We start from the raw sequence: 16,841 nt of genomic DNA on the forward strand, positions 1-16,841 counted from the left end.
CGGCCCAGCCGTCATCAACAAGCGATTCGTGTGTCATCGCAGCGTAGAATCACACCCGATTCCGCAGGGCAATACCTATCTTAGCGCCTATGCCCACTTTGGGGGGAGATTGGCAGCTTTGGCTTCGGCGCCCCTTTTCCTGCGTTGAAAATTGGCGAAGGCCGCCGTGACCTCCAATCTCCCCCCTCGTGGGGGAGATGTCCGGCAGGACAGAGGGGGGCGCGAAGGAATGCGGCTTAGACTAGGGCCTAGACGACCAGTGCCAGCCTTGCCACAGCCGGCACGAACGGCCGAATGCTCATCCCATCGCCAGTGATCGTGACAAAACTCGCCGGCGGGATCGCCTGCCAGTCGCCGCCTTCGCGGTCGAAGGGTTCGGACACGATGCAACGACCGCCGTTGCGGAGCGACGTGTACAGCGTCGGTGCGTGGGCATCGCTTGCGTAGCGCACGGCATAGAGCGCGCGCCCATCGGAAAGGGCTGCAGTGAGTTTCAAGGCCGGTTCGAGACCGGCGTGGCGTGACGCCTCCAGAACCCGAGCGGTGGCGCGCGATACTGCCCCTTGCGGGTCGCCAGCAAGACCCTCGTCGATCATCAGCAGGAAAAACAATTCGGAATCGGTGGTGCCCTCGCGCTGGTCGAAGACGGCGTCAGAGAGCGAGTTCTCCAGCGCGCGGCGGATCTTTTCGAAGCCGCCGATCTGGCCGTTGTGCATGAACGACCAGTTGCCGGAGATGAAGGGATGGCAGTTCATGCGGCTGGTGGCGCCGCCGGTCGACGCCCTGACATGGGCGAGGAACAGGCCGGATTTGATCTGCCGGCATAGGCTTTTCAGATTGGGATCCGACCAGGCCGGCAGGATGTCGCGGTAGAGGCCGGGCTCGGGCCGGTCGCCATACCAGGCAAGGCCGAAACCGTCGCCATTGGTCGGCGACTTGGCTTCCTGGGCGCAATGGCTCTGGGCGATCAGCGAGTGGCAAGGTGCGGTGACGACGTCTTCGAGGAAGACCGCTTCACCCAGATAGGCCGCCCATCGGCACATGGCTTCTAACCAATCCTAGGCGCGATCCAAGAGAGCCTGGGGCTCCTTGACCGCGTGCGAGCCTCTGTTGTGCGTCCGCTCGTAGAGTTCGCGAACGATTCGGCTTGCCGTAGTTTCGAAGAGAAACGGCAAGAAAGCGTGAACGAGTGCCGCACCAGCGGCCATCAGGAGGCGCGAGCAGAACCAGGCGGCAAAGGCCATATGGCTGAAATAGGTCTCGCCCACCTTGGCCGGGTGAGAGGTGAACAGCTTCGAAAACAGCGTCGTCATGGTGATCCCTCCTGCCGGGATAAGCCCCGATGTGGGTATCCTGCCACGGGGTAAAGGTTCATCGGTCTCAATTTGTCCTTGTCTAACGCCGTGGTTCGGGACATTCATCCCACATGGCGCTTGAATTTGATGAAATCGACCGAAGATTGCTGGCCGAGCTGCAACGCGACGGCACACTATCGGTCGATCAGCTCTCCGAAAAAGTGTCGCTGTCGCGCAACGCCTGCTGGCGCCGGGTCAAGCGGCTGGAAGAGGACGGCGTCATCACCGGACGGGTGGCGCTGGTCGATGCCGACAAGCTCGGGCTCGGACTTTCGGTGTTCATCCTGATCCGCACCTCCAATCATGACCCGGACTGGCTGCAGAAGTTCCGTGCGGCGGTGACCGGTTTTCCCGAGATCACCGGGGTCTATCGCATGTCCGGCGATCTCGACTACGTGCTGCGCGCCCGCGTCGCTGACATGAAGGCCTATGACCGGCTCTATCAGCGGCTGATCGCCAAGGTGGCGCTGTCGGACGTTTCGGCCTCCTTCGTCATGGAGGAGATCAAGGAGACGACCGTCGTTCCGATGGAATTGCGCTAGGTCACACTGACGCCTGAAAGAAAGCCGTTGATAGGCCTGCGGACGAGTTGACCGAATCGCCGTTCGCGCCGATAGGATCGATTTTATGCGCGCAGCCTTCCAAAATTCCTCCGTCATTGGTCCCACTGTCGGCTTCGTCAGGTTGCCGCATGGAGATGGACTTCCCCTTCCCGCCTATGAAAGCACCGGCGCCGCCGGCATGGATCTGCGCGCCGCGGTGCCGGAAGACCGGCCGCTGCTGATCCTGCCTGGCAAGCGCGCCTTGGTGCCGACCGGTCTGATCCTGGAAATTCCCGAAGGAATGGAAGGCCAGGTGCGGCCGCGCTCCGGCCTTGCCTTCAAGCATGGGCTGACCGTCCTCAATTCACCGGGCACGGTCGACAGCGACTATCGCGGCGAGGTCAAGGTGCTGCTGATCAACCTTGGCGACGAGGATTTCGCGGTGACGCGCGGCATGCGCATTGCCCAGATCGTCTTTGCCGCGGTGACGCAGGTGACGGTTGAGGAGCGCTCGCTGGCCGGCGCCACGACGCGCGGCGCGGGCGGGTTCGGATCGACCGGCACCGCCTGAAATGAGCATACCGAAACTGGTCATCTTCGACTGCGACGGCATCCTGGTCGACACCGAGAACCTTGCCAACCGGCGGCTTGCCGAGTGGTTTGTTGCCGCCGGTTATCCCACCACATTCGAATATTGCCGCAAATATTTTTCCGGCCGCAGCATGGCTTCGGTGCAGAAGGAAATCGAAGAGACGACCACGGTGCGGCTCGGCGCCGATTTCGTCGATCGCTGGAATGCCGGCCTGCCCGATCTGTTTGCGCATGGCGTCGAGGCGATCCCCTATGTGCGCGACTTCATCGAGGCGGTTCGCGCGGCCGGCATTCCCTATTGCGTCGCCACTTCCGCGCGTATCTCGAAGATGCACATCACGCTCGGCCAGACCGGGCTGCTGCCGCTGTTCGAGCATGGCATGTTCTCTTCGACCATGGTCAGCCGCGGCAAGCCGTTCCCGGACCTGTTCCTGCATGCGGCAAAGACCATGGGCTTTGTGCCCGCCGACTGCATCGTCATCGAGGACAGCGTTGCCGGCACGCAGGCCGGCATTGCCGCCGGCATGCGTGTCTATTCCTATCATGGCGATCCCTATTCCGACCGCGATGGCCTGGCCAGCGCCGGCGGCGTCCTGTTCGACGACATGCGCGAACTTGCCGGGCTGGTGCCGATCCACTGAAGCTGTGTTAGGTTCCGCGCGGCCAGCCTGAGGCGCCCATGCCAACGAACCTGCTTCGCTCCATCCTAAAGCGTTTCACCGTTTCATGGAAACGGCGAACCGCTCTATCTTTTTGTTTTGTCGCAATTTCCGGCCGGAAAACCGCACACACTTTTCCTGAAATTGCTCTAGCGCTTGTGCTGCTGCCGTGGCTTTGGACCGCAGCCGGCGCGCAAGCCGTCAGCTTCCCGGAATTCGGCAGCGCCATCCCCGGCCACATGGATGTGACCTATCTGGACCTCGCAAGGATGGTCATTCCCGGCCTCGCAGGTAACAGCAACGGTTTCTACCGGGGTGGATTGCCGATCGAGATGCGCCACATCGAGGGACCGGATGGCGGCGGTTCGCCGCCTGAGACATCGGGCCTCTCCAACGCCGGCGTGCTCGCCATCAAGGCCGGGGGCAAGGACCGGCTGGCGATGCTCTACGACCTCGGCGACTCTCCCGACAGCGCCGAAGGCTATGCCGTGCTGGCGCTCTACGACATCACAGACAAGCCGAAGCTGCTCGACGCCGTCAATGTCGCGCTCGACCGCGGCACCTATTTCCGTGAACCGGGCAAGCTTTCCGTTGGGCCGAACGACGACATCGTGATCACCATGAGCGCGCATTTCAATTCAAGCCAAAACTACGCAATCACGCCGCTGATCATGGTGCGCGACGACAAATTCCAACTGATCGACATGATCTTCACCTTCGATGAGAACCTGTGCGCCTACAGCCGGAAGCAGGACGTTGCTTTCCAGACGATCGCTGACGGACAGCCTTATGCCGCGGTCAAAGTGACGGTGACCGACGCCACGGTGCTCAACGGCGAGAGCTGCGACGACCAGCCGCCCAAGCCTGAAGCCCACGCAATTTCCGTCACCTATCATTGGGACAAAAAAACGTTGCACTATGTCAAGGATTCCGATGCGCTGGACAGATTGGCAGGAGAGAACGCCAAACGCTTCTGAGCCAACCGCATTCGTTTGCTCGGTGCATTGCTGCACGATAGAATCTGCCGGCATTTCGCATCTGAAGGGAGCACTCATGGACAAGGGCAAGATCTTTCGCGACCTGCACGCCTCGACCTTCGTCATGCCCAACCCCTGGGATGTCGGCACGACCAAGCTCCTGGCGTCCTTCGGTTTCAAGGCGCTGGCGACCACCAGCGCCGGTTTTGCCTTCTCGCGCGGCCTGCCCGATGGCGCAGTGACCTTCGAGGCGATGATCCACCATTGCCGCGAGCTGACGGCGGCAACCAGCCTGCCGGTGTCGGCCGATCTCGAGAAAGGCAAGGGCGACAGCGCGACGAGTGCCGCCGAGACGGTTTTTGCGGCCGAAGCGGCAGGTCTCGCCGGCTGCTCGATCGAGGACCATACCGGCGATCCCGACAAGCCCATCTATGAGTTTTCACACGCCGTCGAGCGCGTTGCAGCTGCTGCTGAAGCCGCACGGGCGCTCAAGCATGATTTCGTCTTCACCGCGCGGGCCGAGAATTTCCTTTGGGGCAAACCGGATCTCGACGACACGATCAAGCGGCTGCAGGCCTTCGAAAAGGCCGGCGCCGACGTGCTCTATGCGCCGGGCCTCAAAGATGTCGAGACCATCCGGAACGTCTGCTCGGCAGTGAGCAGGCCGGTCAATGTCATGGCACTCCCGGCCTTCACCATCGCCGACCTCGCCATGGCCGGGGTCAAGCGCATCTCGCTTGGGCCGTGGCTGACCAATTTCGCCTTCGGCATGCTGGAAACCGCGGCGCGAGAGATCCAGCAGGACGGCACGTTCGGCTTCACCCGCGCCGCCATGCCGTTCGGCAAATTGCAGGCGCTGTTTTCCAAATCCTCAGGGTAGGGGTCCCGGCGCATGACGCTCACCGTCGTCGACATGCACACCGGCGGTGAGCCGGTCAGGATCGTCACGGACGGCTATCCAGACATTCCCAAAGGCACGATCCTGGAAAAGCGCGCCTATGTGCGCGACCACCTCGACCATTTGCGCAAGCTGCTGATCTTCGAGCCGCGCGGCCACTACGACATGTATGGCGCGCTGCTGGTGGAGCCCGACCTGCCCGGCGCCGACCTGGCCGTGCTGTTCATGCACAATGAGGGTTATTCCACCATGTGCGGCCACGCCATCATCGCGCTTGGCCGCTACGCCGTCGACGAAGGACTGGTGGCGAAACAGGAGCCAATCACCATGGTCAACATCGAGGCGCCGTGCGGCATGGTCGTCGCTTCGGTGGAGGTCAAGGACGGCAAAGCGGGATCCGTGTCGTTCGAAAGCGTGCCGGCCTTTCTGTTTGCCCATGACCAACAAATCGAATTGGCGGGATACGGCAAGATTGCGTTCGACATCGCCTATGGCGGCGCCTTCTACGCGCTGGCCGACTGCCATCAATTCGGCCTGGAGTTCGGCCGCAGCCGGGTGCGCGATTTCGTCGACGCGGCAACCGCGCTGACCGAGCGGCTGAAGGCGGAGTTCCCTCTATCGCATCCCGACCATGCCGATCTCGCTTTCCTCTACGGCACCATCCTCACCGATGGACGAGATGCGTTCTCCAGCGAGGCAACGAAAAACATCTGCGTCTTTGCCGATGCCGAGGTCGACCGCTCGCCGACCGGCTCCGGCGTCACCGCGCGGCTGGCGGCAATGCATGCCAAGGGTGAAATCAACCCTGGTCAGGAGCGGTCCTTCGAAAGCATCGCCGGCTCGCGCTTTTCCGGAGCGGTGGCGCGCACGACCATGGCCGGCCCGCATGATGCGATCATCGCCCGCGTCGGCGGCCGCGCCTACTATTCGGGCCGGGCGGAATTCACCGTCGAGCCGGATGACGAATTGGGACGCGGTTTTCTTCTGCGTTGATAGGCCTATCGCCCGGCGCTCTCCCGCGCGCCGACCGCCTTGTGCAGATGCACCATCATGGCGGCGGCAAAGAGCGGCGTCAGCAGGTTGAGCAGGGGCACGGCGAGGAAGGCAGCGATGAGCAGCCCGGCCAGAAAGACGGTGCCGGCATATTTCCGGCGCAACGCCCTCGCCTCATCTTCCGGGCGGAAGCGCATGGCGGCGAATTCGAAGAATTCACGTCCGAGCAGATAGCCGTTGACGATGAAGAAGGCGGCGATGTTGACGCCTGGAACCAACAGAAGGAGCAAGGCGACGATGTTGCCCAGGATGACGACGCCGAAGAATTTCACCGACAACACGAGCGAGCGCAGCGCCGGCATGGCGCGTCCGACGGGATCGGCCGGATAGTCGGTGCGCTCGACCACTTCGGCGATGTCGTCGAGAAACAGGCCCGCCACGATTGCCGTCACCGGCGCGATCAGCAGCGCCATCCCGAAGGCAAGCGCGATGGCAGCGATGATGCCGCTCAGCCATCCGGCCCAGGACGGCAGGCCAGGCAGCAAGGAGTGAACCCATGGCAGGGCCAGCCAATCGACAAGCCCGGTCAAGACGAACCACAAGGCGACCAGCGCCAGGACGGTCAAGCCCAGCGTCTTCAGGAAAACCGCGCGGAATTCGGGAGAAAACAGCCGGCTGAAGGCGGCGCGGGCAGCGTTGGAGATCACGGCGTTTCCACCCCCAGGAACAAACGGATATCTCCGACATAGGCGGAGACCCTGTCAGCCGCAAGCCTGCTGGAGCAGGCGCAATTCCGGACGGGAACTAGAGCATGATCCCAAAAAGTGGGTACCGGTTTTTGGAAAAGATCATGCTCCAACAAAGGGCTAGATCATGATGAGATTTCAACCAAATCTCATCACGATCTAGCGCGCCAGCGCCCGGGAGCGGGCGGGGATGGTCATTGCCGCAACGCCGGCGACGACGCAGCCCATGCCCCAGAAAGCTGTCGGCCCAAGGCTTTCACCGAGGAACAGGACGCCGATGCCGACGCCGATCGGCACGCGCAGATAGGCCTGCGACGTCGTGCCGACCGAACCAAGCGTGTGGATGAGGCGGAAAAAGATGCAGAAGGCCAGCGCCGTGGAGAACACCGACAATGCCAACAAGGCCAGTATCGACGCCATTGAAGGCGACAGCGTCCACGGGCGGTCGAAGGCCAGGCTCAAGGGGACGAGGATGACCGCGCCGCACAGCATCGAGCCGGCGGCCGGCAGCATCGGGTCGAGTCCCCTAAAGCTGCGGCCGAAAATGGCGGCGCCGGCATAGCAGACCGTGGCGGCAATGACGGCAAGCTGCGCCCACAATTGATGGCCGAGCCCGCCAAGCGCCTGGGTGCCGACGATCAGGCAAATGCCGGCGATGCCGGCACCGACACCGAACAGCTTGCGTGCGGTCACGGATTCATGGCGGGTGATAAGCGCGGTCAGCAGGAAGGTGAAGATCGGCGAGGTCGCGTTGAGAATGGTGGCCAGACCGGCGTCGATGGAGCGCTCGGCGGCGGCGATCAGCGTGAACGGCACGACGCTGTTGAGGCAGGCCTGGACCATGAACCGCCACAAGGTCGCGCTGTCCTTGGGCATGGCGAGGCCGCGCCAGCGGATCAGCGCGAGCAGGATGGCGCCGGCAATCAAGGTGCGGGCAGCGATGAAGGATATCGGCGGGATCGTCTCGACACCGATCTTGATGAAGGTATAGGACGCGCCCCACAGGGCGGCCAGCACGCCAAGCAGCGCCAGTTCGGTGGTCATGTCGGTCTTTGCTTGCATGCGGGTGCTTCCAGCGCTTGATTTGACGCCAAGCTTGTAGGCGACCCGGCGGTCAGATGCTTCGGCCACGGTCGAACTGTGATGGAGCCTCGTCCCAGGCGCGCGCGCCGGCTTGGGCCGGCAAAGGATGGAAATCGGTTGCCATTTTTCGGGGTGATGCTGTAGACCCGCCCGGGCGCGGCAGAAAGCCGGCAGGTTCCAGGGCGGAGACATTGATGCCGGATTATGACGTGCTTTGCATCGGCAATGCCATTGTCGACATCATCGCCCAGTGCGACGACGCTTTTCTCGAGACCAACGGCATCATCAAGGGTGCGATGAACCTCATCGACACCAAGCGCGCCGAGCTCCTCTACAGCCGCATGGGGCCGGCGATCGAGGCCTCCGGCGGCAGCGCCGGCAATACGGCGGCGGGCATTGCCAGCTTCGGCGGCCGCGCCGCCTTCTTCGGCAAGGTGTCGAACGATCCGCTCGGCGAAATCTACGCCCATGACATCCATGCCCAGGGCGTCGCCTTCGACACCCGGCCGCTCGAGGGCCAGCCGCCGACGGCGCGCTCGATGATCTTCGTCACCCCCGACGGCGAGCGCTCGATGAACACCTATCTCGGCGCCTGCATCGAACTCGGGCCGGAAGACGTCGAGGCCGACAAGGCGTCGGGCGCCAAGGTGACCTATTTCGAGGGCTATCTGTGGGATCCGCCGCGCGCCAAGGAGGCGATCCGGCAGACGGCGAAGCTGGCGCATGCCGCCGGCCGCGAAGTGTCGATGACGTTGTCGGATTCGTTCTGCGTCGACCGCTACCGCGACGAGTTCCTCGAGCTGATGCGCTCGGGCACCGTCGACATTGTCTTTGCCAACAGTCACGAGATCAAGTCGCTCTACCAGACAAAATCCTTCGACGAGGCGCTGGCGGCTATCCGCAAGGACTGCAAGATTGCCGCCGTCACCCGCTCCGAAAAAGGCTCGGTGATCGTGCGTGGCGAGGAGACCGTCACCATCCAGGCGACGACGATCCGCGAGCTGGTCGACACCACCGGCGCCGGCGACCTCTACGCTGCCGGTTTCCTCTATGGCTATACGAGCGGGCGCAGCCTGAAGGATTGCGGCGATCTCGGCTCGCTGGCCGCCGGGCTGGTGATCCAGCAGCTTGGGCCGCGGCCGCGGCAAAACCTGCGCAGCGCGGCCCAACTGGCGGGCCTGCTGTAGGGCCGTCTTTCGGCGCGCAGCGCCGAGCCAGATGAGGGGTGCCCGCCGGTTGAGGCTGTCCGGCGCTCCGCTCAGGCGGTGCGGCGAAGGTCGTCGGACGTAGGCCCGGGTTCCAAAGCCCCGGCGGTGACCAGCCGGTTGCGGCCGCTCTTTTTGCCGATGTACATCAGTCGGTCGGCGAGCGTTATCAGCGCCTCCGAATCGGACGCTTCCGCCGGGTAGATGGCGACGCCAACGGTGCAACCAACATGGATGGCTCCATTCGGCGTCGGCACCTTGATCCGCAGCTTTTCCAGGATACGTTCGGCGACGCCCACGGCCTTCTGTCGGGCCCGGCTAGCCTCTCCTGAAAACAGGAATGCGAACTCGTCTCCACCGAGCCGCGCCACGAAATCAGCGCTGCGCAGGATGGTGCGAAGCTGACCCGCCACCTCCTGCAGCAGCGCGTCGCCGGCCTCGTGGCCGAGCGTGTCGTTGACCTTCTTGAACCTATCGAGGTCGATGAACAGCAGGCCGGCCGCCTGGCCGGTGCTGTCGCAGCGGTCGATCACCGACCTCAGCTCGTTGTGAAAGGCGCGCCGGTTGGGCAGGCCGGTCAATGCATCGTGGTTGGCCGAATGATCGCTCTGCTGCTTGGCCAGCTCGATCTCGCGCTTTTGTACGGAGAGTTCCTCATTGGCGGCCTTGAGTTCGAGCAGCAGTTCGGCATTGAGATCCTCGACTACCTTACGGTCGCTGATGTCGACGACGAAACCTTCGAGGAATTCGAGTTCGCCGGCACCATCCCAGACCCCGCCTCCGATCTCGCGCACCCAGAGCGGCTCGCCGACCTGTGGCACGATGCGGTAGTCGACGTTCCAGTTGCAGCGCGCCTCGAGCGCGGTATCGACGGCGGCATAGACGGCAGCGAGATCATCCGGGTGGATGGCCGAGACATAGTCGCGCACGGCATTTTGAATGAAGTCGCTCGGCCGATAACCGCTGACGGTGAAAATGCCGTCGCTGATGTAGAGCATGGTGTAGGACGCATCGTTGCGGCAACGGTAGAGATAACCGTCCATGCGGCCGGTGATGCTCAGCAGCGCATCCAGGCGCTCGTCGTGATAGACCCCCTGGCCGACCACAGATGCCGTGTCATGCTTCATGGCCGCACCCCCGTTTTGGCGGTCTGAGCGCGCCGCCAATGCCATAAGGCCATAGGGGGCGAGAACGTTCCCTATAGCAGCCGAATATTATCAATCTCTTATGGGTTGGCGATTTTGCCGCCAATCAGGCTCCCGCGCTATAGGCCGCGATCGCAGCCATGTTGACGATGTCCGAATCCTTGGCGTTGAGCGAGACGATCTGGACCGGTTTGTTCAAGCCGACCAGCAGCGGGCCGATGACGGTGGAGCCGCCGAGTTCCTGCAGCATCTTGGTCGAGATCGAGGCCGAGTGGAACGCCGGCATGATCAGCACATTGGCCGGGCCGGTCAGCCGGATGAACGGATATTGCGCCATGGCGCGGGCATTGAGCGCGACGTCGGCGGCCATTTCGCCGTCATATTCGAAATCGACCCGGCGTTTGTCCAGGATACGCACCGCTTCCTGGACCCGCTCGGAACGTTCGCCCTGCGGGTGGCCGAAGGTCGAATAGGCAAGCATGGCGAGCCGCGGCTCATAGCCCATGCGGCGGGCGAAGCCCGCGGCCTCCTCGGCGATGTCGGCGATCTGTTCGGCATTGGGCATGTCGTGCACGGCGGTGTCGGCGACGAGCACGGTCTTGCCCCTGGCGAGCACGATCGAGACGCCGATGACGCGGTGGCCGGGCTTGGCGTCGATGACGCGGCGGATATCGTCGAGCGCCGTGGAATAGTTGCGGGTGACGCCGGTGACGATGCCGTCGGCATCGCCCAGCGCCACCATGCAGGCGGCGAAATGGTTGCGGTCATTGTTGATCAGCCGCTGGCAGTCGCGGAACAGGAAGCCTTTGCGCTGCATGCGCTCGTAGAGATAATCGGTATAGATGCCGTTGCGGCGCGACAGCCTGGCATTGATGATCTCGATGCCTTGCTTGTTGAGGTCGATGCCGGCGTGCCTGGCGTTTTCCTTGATGACATCGTCGCGGCCGAGCAGGATCGCGGTGCCGAGCTTCTGGTTCACATAGGAGACGGCGGCGCGCATCACCTGTTCTTCCTCGCCCTCGGCAAAGACGATGCGCTTGGGCTGGCGGCGGACGCGGTCGTAGATGCGCTGCAAGGTCGAGGCGATCGGGTCGCGGCGGGCCGACAGCTCCTGCGCGTAGCGGTCGAGGTCGAGGATCGGCTTGCGGGCGACGCCCGACTCCATCGCCGCCTTGGCCACAGCGAGCGGGATGGCCGAGATCAGGCGCGGATCGAACGGCACCGGGATGATGTAATTGGGGCCGAATTTCGGCCGGTTGCCCTGATAGGCGGCGGCGACATCGTCGGGCACGTCCTTGCGCGCCAGGTCGGCCAGCGCTCTCGCTGCGGCGATCTTCATGTCGTCATTGATGGTGGTGGCCCTGACATCCAGCGCACCGCGGAAGATGTAGGGGAAGCCCAGCACATTGTTGACCTGGTTGGGGTAGTCGGAACGCCCGGTGGCCATGATGGCGTCGGTGCGGATTTCGGCCACTTCCTCCGGCGTGATCTCCGGGTCGGGATTGGCCATGGCGAAGATGATCGGGTTCTTGGCCATCGATTGCACCATCCTGGTGGTCAATGCGCCCTTGGCCGACAGGCCGAGGAAGACGTCGGCGCCATCCAGCGCCTCGGCCAGGCTGCGCGTGGCGGTCTTGACCGCATGCGCCGACTTCCACTGGTTCATGCCTTCGGTGCGGCCCTGGTAGACGACACCCTTGGTGTCGCACAGGATGATGTTCTCGGGGGCAAACCCCATCGCCTTCATCAGTTCGATGCAGGCGATGCCGGCCGCACCGGCGCCGTTGCAGACCATTTTCGTGGTCTTCATGTCGCGGCCGGTGATCTCCAGCGCGTTGATCAGCCCGGCGGCCGAGATGATGGCGGTGCCGTGCTGGTCGTCATGGAAGACCGGGATGTCCATCAGTTCGCGCAGGCGCTGCTCGATGATGAAGCATTCCGGCGCCTTGATGTCTTCCAGGTTGATGCCGCCGAAGGACGGGCCGAGAAAGCGCACGCAATTGATGAACTCGTCGGCATCCTCGGTGTCGACCTCGAGATCGATGGAATCGACATCGGCGAAGCGCTTGAACAGCACCGCCTTGCCTTCCATCACCGGCTTGGAGGCCAGCGCGCCGAGATTGCCGAGACCGAGAATGGCGGTGCCGTTGGAGATGACGGCGACCATGTTGCCGCGCGTCGTGTAGTCGAAAGCGCGGCTGGGGTCTTCGGCAATGGCCAGCACAGGAACCGCGACACCCGGCGAATAGGCGAGGCTCAGATCGCGCTGCGTCGCCATCGGCTTGGTGGCGACGATCTCCAGCTTGCCGGGGCGGCCCATGGCGTGGAATTCCAGCGCCTCCTCGGCGCTGACGGAGGGGCCGCTATTTTCGGTTTTCTTGGCCATGATGCTTTTGATTTCCTCGCCGGTGTCGCCCCCTTGAGACGGGTGCGTGTTTTTGAAACTTCTGGATCAAGGCTACACGCCACCGCTGTAAATCGCCAAGCGATCTTCACGCCGCAGCGAATCTCCCGAAGTCGAACGGCGTCACGTCGGCTCTGGCTCGCTGACGAAGGCAGCGATTTCGCACACCGTTCCCCGCCGCATCATGCCGTCTGTGCCGGGGAAAGGCCACGTCTCGATGGGTGGCGCACGGCTTCCCTTGCGCCGCAGCAATGCAGTCAGGAACGCCATGAGTTCGATGCGCTGGGCGTGAACCTTCTCCAGCGTGCGGCGGCGGATGTGCTGACGCGGTATGGCACGATCTCGCAGCGTCTCGACGGCGCGGCGAATGGCAGCCGGTTCCGGATCGGCGACGATGCAATAATCCGGATCGAAATAGACGTCGCGACCGCCAAGGCTCGGCGTACTGACGATCGGCAGGCCGGCCATCAGATATTCCATCGAGGAGTACATCGCTCCTTCCACGGCCGACAGGCACAGCCCGACGGCGGCCTGGTTGTAGACGTGGTTGACCTGTTGCGCCGTCAGCTTGCCCGGCCAGCCGTCGACGAGCGGATTGGCGATCTGGTGGAGCGGCGAACGCGCCTGCAGTCGCCGAACAAAGGCGCGGGCGGCAACCGGCGGCAATTCGCCGATCGAATAGGTGATGTGGGCCAGCCGCTCTATGTCGAAGGCCAGGTGATGGCGTTTGATCGGCGAGATGCGGCCATTGTAGACCGCGTCGAATTCGACCGGCACGTCCGGCAGCGGCCGGAATATATCCTCCGACACCATCAGATTGTGGTTGGAGAAGATGGCATTGCCGCCCGCAGCTGCGATGAGACGGCGCTCTTCCTCGGTGTTGCACAGGAAGATGATTTCGTGCAGCGGAAACCGGCCGGCATACCAGGCGAGATCGCGGCCCATCCGGGCGATGACAGCCGGCCGCTCCATGGTCCAGGTCTGCATCGTCAGGAAGGTGACGCGGCGCGCCGCCAGGCGCCGGCCGAGCGCTGCCAGCGGATAGAGCGGCCGCGACCCGCCAATCGGGACATAGAGCACCAGCGGGTCGCGGCTGAGCACATGCAGCGACATGTCGATGCCGCCATCGACATCGGACAGCGGCCCGCGTGTCGGCAGGAGGAAGGGGACGCGCTTGCGCAGTGTCCCCCTGAGCTTGCCTTTGGTGCGGTGGACGCGCCGCGCCGCCAACAGCAGCAGGCGCTCAAGCGCCGATCCAGCCGGACCGACCAGCTCTTCGAACGCCTCCTGTTTGTCCTGATCCATGCCGCTTATCCCCGCCATGGCGATCATAGGGTCTGGTTGGCGCCCGAAGCAACCAACGGCTTCACCCGGCGTAGAGGGAGCACAAGCCGCCGTCGAGGCCGGTCGTCCCCTGCTTTTCGGGCCGCCGGCATTAAACCCCGCACCCACATCTGCTAGCGTGCGGGCATGAACATGCACACTTCAGCAGAAACCGACGCCCCCGAGGTGACACCGCCTGCGCCCGTCGGCAGCGTCACGCCGATGATGGAGCAATATATCGAGATCAAGGCGGCGAACCCGGATTCTCTGCTGTTCTACCGCATGGGCGATTTTTACGAGCTGTTCTTCGACGACGCCGAAAAGGCGAGCAAGGCGCTGGGCATCGTCCTGACCAAGCGCGGCAAGCACCAGGGTAACGACATTCCGATGTGCGGCGTGCCGGTGCATGCGGCCGACGACTATCTGCAAAAGCTGATCGGCCAAGGTTTTCGCGTTGCCGTCTGCGAGCAGATCGAGGACCCGGCGGAAGCCAGGAAGCGCGGCGGCAAATCGGTCGTACGCCGTGACGTGGTGCGCCTGGTGACGCCAGGCACCATCACCGAGGATAAATTGCTGGCGCCGTCGGAATCGAGCTTTCTGATGGCGCTAGGGCGGGTGAAGGGCGGCAACAGCGGTGACGCCTTCGCCCTGGCCTGGATCGAGATCTCGACCGGCGTCTTCCGCGTCGCCGAAACCACGACCGACCGCCTGCTGGCCGATGTCTTCCGCGTCGACCCGCGCGAGCTGATCGTCGCCGAGCCGGTGTTTTACGATCCCGAGTTGAAGCCGGTGTTCGACGTCATTGGCCGCGTTGCCAGCCCGCAGCCGCCGTCGCTTTTCGATTCGGCTTCGGCAGCGGGGCGGATCGCGCGTTTCTTCGAAGTGGCGACGCCGGACAGTTTCGGCGCCTTCTCGCGCGCCGAATTGTCGGCGATCTCGGGCGCCATCGCCTATGTCGAAAAGACGCAGAAGGCCGAGCGGCCGCCTTTGTCGCGTCCCGAACGCGAGGAGCAGGGCTCGACGCTGTTCATCGATCCTGCGACACGCGGCAATCTGGAACTGTTGCGCACGCTGTCGGGCAGCCGCGACGGCTCGCTGTTCAAGGCTATAGACCGCACGGTCACCGGCGGCGGCGCCAGGCTGCTCGCCGACCGGCTGATGGCGCCGCTGACTGACCCGGCGGCGATCGGCGCCAGGCTCGATTCTGTGTCGTTCTTCCGTGCGGAGACGCAGCTTTGCCAGGCGGTGCGGTCAGGCCTGAAGAGCGTCGCCGACATGCCGCGGGCGCTGTCGCGGCTGGCGCTCAACCGCGGCGGCCCGCGCGATCTCGGCGCGCTGCGTGCCGGCTTCGAAGCGGCGGCCACCATTGCCGAACTGTTCGGAACGGCCGTCCTGCCCGCGGAGCTGACAGCGGCACTTGCCGCGATAAAGGCGCTGCCGCGCGCGCTGGCCGGGCATCTGACCCAGGCTCTTGGCGAGGAACTGCCGCTGCTGAGGCGCGACGGCGGCTTCGTGCGCGGCGGCTACCATGCCGAGATCGACGAGATGCGGGCGCTGCGCGATGAGTCTCGCAAGGTGATCGCCGGGCTGGAGCGCTCGCTGATCGAGGAGACTGGCATCCGCTCGCTGAAGATCCGCCACAACAATGTGCTGGGCTATTACATCGAGGTGACCGCCAACCATCATTCGATCATGACCGGCAGCGATGGCGCCAAGGCACGCTTCATCCACCGCCAGACCATGGCCAATGCCATGCGTTTCACCACGACGGAACTTGCCGAACTCGAGACCAAAATCGCCAATGCCGCTGACCGGGCGCTGAGCATCGAGCTTGCCGCTTTCGATACGCTGACGGCTGAGGCGGTCGGCGAGGCGCAGAAGATCCGCGCCGGCGCCGATGCGCTCGCCGTACTCGACGTGTCGGCGGCGCTCGCGCTGTTGTCGGAGAGCGAAGCCTGGTGCCGGCCGCTGGTCGATTCCAGCCTCGCCTTCGACATCTCGGGCGGACGCCATCCGGTGGTCGAACAGGCGCTTCGCCGTTCGGGCGAAGGGCCGTTCGTCGCCAATGATTGCGATCTGTCGCCGCAAGACGGTGCCAAGGCCGGCGCCATCTGGCTGCTCACCGGTCCGAATATGGGCGGTAAGTCGACCTTCCTGCGGCAAAACGCACTGATCGCCATCCTTGCCCAGACCGGCTCCTTCGTGCCGGCGACATCGGCCCATATCGGCGTCGTCGACAGGCTGTTCTCGCGCGTCGGCGCCTCGGACGATCTGGCGCGTGGCCGCTCCACCTTTATGGTCGAGATGGTAGAGACGGCCGCGATCCTCAACCAGGCCGGTGAGCGGGCGCTGGTGATCCTCGACGAAATCGGCCGCGGCACCGCCACCTTCGATGGCCTGTCGATCGCCTGGGCGGCGGTCGAGTATCTGCACGAGAAGAACCGCTGCCGGGCGATCTTCGCCACTCATTTCCACGAAATGACGGCACTCTCCGGCAAGCTGCCGCGACTGCACAATGTCACGATGCGGGTCAAGGAGTGGGAAGGCGACGTCGTCTTCCTGCACGAGGTCGGCAAGGGTGCCGCCGATCGCTCCTATGGCGTTCAGGTCGCTCGCCTTGCCGGTCTGCCGGAAGCGGTGGTCGGCCGCGCCAAAGAGGTGCTGCATCAGCTCGAGGAAGGCGATGTCTCCGGCAAGGCCAACCGACTGGTCGACGATCTGCCGCTGTTTTCGGTGGCAATGAAGCGGGAAGCGGCAAAGCCTGCGGAGAGCGACGCATTGGGCGCAGCGCTGGGTGAGATCAATCCAGACGAGATGACGCCGCGCGAGGCGCTGGAAGCGCTCTACCGGCTGAAGGGGCTGGCGGGGAAAACCTAGCCCGATTTCGGCCTTGACCAATTGTACCGATTGGTACAATGCT

Annotated in this window: 15 protein-coding genes; 8 read left to right on the top strand and 7 right to left on the bottom strand. The window is 63.9% G+C overall.

The window, feature by feature from the left end; translation table 11 throughout:
* Positions 1-248: 248 nt before the first annotated feature.
* Both NKI05_RS19660 and NKI05_RS19665 read right to left on the bottom strand, forming a co-directional pair.
* A complete protein-coding gene (locus NKI05_RS19660; RefSeq protein ID WP_023685116.1) occupies positions 249-1,043 on the bottom strand; it encodes a class II glutamine amidotransferase in 795 nt (264 codons plus the stop codon).
* Between the two features lie 15 nt (positions 1,044-1,058).
* Complete coding sequence (locus tag NKI05_RS19665; RefSeq protein ID WP_023685117.1) at positions 1,059-1,313, bottom strand: DUF6356 family protein; 255 nt, start codon at positions 1,311-1,313, stop codon at positions 1,059-1,061.
* A 113-nt stretch (positions 1,314-1,426) separates the two neighbouring features.
* On the opposite strand from NKI05_RS19665, the gene NKI05_RS19670 reads away from it, so the two are divergent.
* From NKI05_RS19670 to NKI05_RS19695, 6 genes are all read left to right on the top strand, one after another.
* Complete coding sequence (locus tag NKI05_RS19670) at positions 1,427-1,897, top strand: Lrp/AsnC family transcriptional regulator (protein ID WP_023672880.1); 471 nt, start codon at positions 1,427-1,429, stop codon at positions 1,895-1,897.
* Positions 1,898-1,982: 85 nt separating this feature from the next.
* Complete coding sequence (dut, locus tag NKI05_RS19675; protein ID WP_023672879.1) at positions 1,983-2,468, top strand: dUTP diphosphatase; 486 nt, start codon at positions 1,983-1,985, stop codon at positions 2,466-2,468.
* A gap of 1 nt (position 2,469) precedes the next feature.
* Complete coding sequence (locus NKI05_RS19680) at positions 2,470-3,129, top strand: HAD family hydrolase (protein ID WP_023713561.1); 660 nt, start codon at positions 2,470-2,472, stop codon at positions 3,127-3,129.
* Positions 3,130-3,305: 176 nt separating this feature from the next.
* A complete protein-coding gene (locus NKI05_RS19685; RefSeq protein ID WP_023672877.1) occupies positions 3,306-4,124 on the top strand; it encodes a hypothetical protein in 819 nt (272 codons plus the stop codon).
* Between the two features lie 76 nt (positions 4,125-4,200).
* Positions 4,201-5,004: an isocitrate lyase/PEP mutase family protein gene (locus NKI05_RS19690; protein ID WP_023672876.1), complete on the top strand. Its 804-nt coding sequence runs from the start codon at positions 4,201-4,203 to the stop codon at positions 5,002-5,004.
* Between the two features lie 12 nt (positions 5,005-5,016).
* Positions 5,017-6,015: a proline racemase family protein gene (locus NKI05_RS19695; RefSeq protein WP_352518561.1), complete on the top strand. Its 999-nt coding sequence runs from the start codon at positions 5,017-5,019 to the stop codon at positions 6,013-6,015.
* 5 nt (positions 6,016-6,020) lie between these two features.
* On the opposite strand, the gene NKI05_RS19700 is transcribed toward NKI05_RS19695, so the two are convergent.
* Both NKI05_RS19700 and NKI05_RS19705 read right to left on the bottom strand, forming a co-directional pair.
* Entirely contained in the window at positions 6,021-6,722 is a 702-nt protein-coding gene (locus NKI05_RS19700) for a sulfate transporter family protein (protein WP_023672874.1), read from the bottom strand.
* 198 nt (positions 6,723-6,920) lie between these two features.
* Positions 6,921-7,823 (bottom strand): DMT family transporter, encoded by a 903-nt coding sequence (locus NKI05_RS19705; protein WP_023672873.1) that lies wholly within the window; start codon positions 7,821-7,823, stop codon positions 6,921-6,923.
* A 215-nt stretch (positions 7,824-8,038) separates the two neighbouring features.
* Between NKI05_RS19705 and NKI05_RS19710 the strand changes: the two genes are divergently transcribed.
* Positions 8,039-9,031 (top strand): adenosine kinase, encoded by a 993-nt coding sequence (locus NKI05_RS19710; RefSeq protein ID WP_352518562.1) that lies wholly within the window; start codon positions 8,039-8,041, stop codon positions 9,029-9,031.
* Positions 9,032-9,102: 71 nt separating this feature from the next.
* On the opposite strand, the gene NKI05_RS19715 is transcribed toward NKI05_RS19710, so the two are convergent.
* The 3 genes from NKI05_RS19715 to NKI05_RS19725 all read right to left on the bottom strand — a co-directional run bounded on the left by NKI05_RS19715 (position 9,103) and on the right by NKI05_RS19725 (position 13,903).
* Entirely contained in the window at positions 9,103-10,176 is a 1,074-nt protein-coding gene (locus NKI05_RS19715) for a GGDEF domain-containing protein (RefSeq protein ID WP_031206324.1), read from the bottom strand.
* 124 nt (positions 10,177-10,300) lie between these two features.
* Positions 10,301-12,580, bottom strand: a complete 2,280-nt coding sequence (locus tag NKI05_RS19720) for an NADP-dependent malic enzyme (protein WP_023672870.1) — start codon at positions 12,578-12,580, stop codon at positions 10,301-10,303.
* Positions 12,581-12,721: 141 nt separating this feature from the next.
* Complete coding sequence (locus NKI05_RS19725; protein WP_031206325.1) at positions 12,722-13,903, bottom strand: glycosyltransferase family protein; 1,182 nt, start codon at positions 13,901-13,903, stop codon at positions 12,722-12,724.
* A gap of 165 nt (positions 13,904-14,068) precedes the next feature.
* Here NKI05_RS19725 and mutS point away from each other — a divergent pair, with 165 nt between their 5' ends.
* Positions 14,069-16,798 (top strand): DNA mismatch repair protein MutS, encoded by a 2,730-nt coding sequence (mutS, locus tag NKI05_RS19730; protein WP_023816975.1) that lies wholly within the window; start codon positions 14,069-14,071, stop codon positions 16,796-16,798.
* The last annotated feature ends 43 nt before the right edge of the window (positions 16,799-16,841 follow it).

It is taken from the genome of Mesorhizobium sp. M0771 (genome assembly GCF_040320155.1).
In the GTDB taxonomy this organism is placed as follows: Bacteria; Pseudomonadota; Alphaproteobacteria; order Rhizobiales; family Rhizobiaceae; genus Mesorhizobium.

What these genes read in the sequence shown, in the direction of transcription:
- NKI05_RS19660 (WP_023685116.1), bottom strand. Translation starts at nt 1,043, where the DNA reads ATGTGCCGATGGGCGGCCTATCTGGGTGAAGCGGTCTTCCTCGAAGAC.
- NKI05_RS19665 (WP_023685117.1), bottom strand. Translation starts at nt 1,313, where the DNA reads ATGACGACGCTGTTTTCGAAGCTGTTCACCTCTCACCCGGCCAAGGTG.
- NKI05_RS19670 (WP_023672880.1), top strand. Translation starts at nt 1,427, where the DNA reads ATGGCGCTTGAATTTGATGAAATCGACCGAAGATTGCTGGCCGAGCTG.
- dut (WP_023672879.1), top strand. Translation starts at nt 1,983, where the DNA reads ATGCGCGCAGCCTTCCAAAATTCCTCCGTCATTGGTCCCACTGTCGGC.
- NKI05_RS19680 (WP_023713561.1), top strand. Translation starts at nt 2,470, where the DNA reads ATGAGCATACCGAAACTGGTCATCTTCGACTGCGACGGCATCCTGGTC.
- NKI05_RS19690 (WP_023672876.1), top strand. Translation starts at nt 4,201, where the DNA reads ATGGACAAGGGCAAGATCTTTCGCGACCTGCACGCCTCGACCTTCGTC.
- NKI05_RS19695 (WP_352518561.1), top strand. Translation starts at nt 5,017, where the DNA reads ATGACGCTCACCGTCGTCGACATGCACACCGGCGGTGAGCCGGTCAGG.
- NKI05_RS19705 (WP_023672873.1), bottom strand. Translation starts at nt 7,823, where the DNA reads ATGCAAGCAAAGACCGACATGACCACCGAACTGGCGCTGCTTGGCGTG.
- NKI05_RS19710 (WP_352518562.1), top strand. Translation starts at nt 8,039, where the DNA reads ATGCCGGATTATGACGTGCTTTGCATCGGCAATGCCATTGTCGACATC.
- NKI05_RS19715 (WP_031206324.1), bottom strand. Translation starts at nt 10,176, where the DNA reads ATGAAGCATGACACGGCATCTGTGGTCGGCCAGGGGGTCTATCACGAC.
- NKI05_RS19720 (WP_023672870.1), bottom strand. Translation starts at nt 12,580, where the DNA reads ATGGCCAAGAAAACCGAAAATAGCGGCCCCTCCGTCAGCGCCGAGGAG.
- NKI05_RS19725 (WP_031206325.1), bottom strand. Translation starts at nt 13,903, where the DNA reads ATGGATCAGGACAAACAGGAGGCGTTCGAAGAGCTGGTCGGTCCGGCT.
- mutS (WP_023816975.1), top strand. Translation starts at nt 14,069, where the DNA reads ATGAACATGCACACTTCAGCAGAAACCGACGCCCCCGAGGTGACACCG.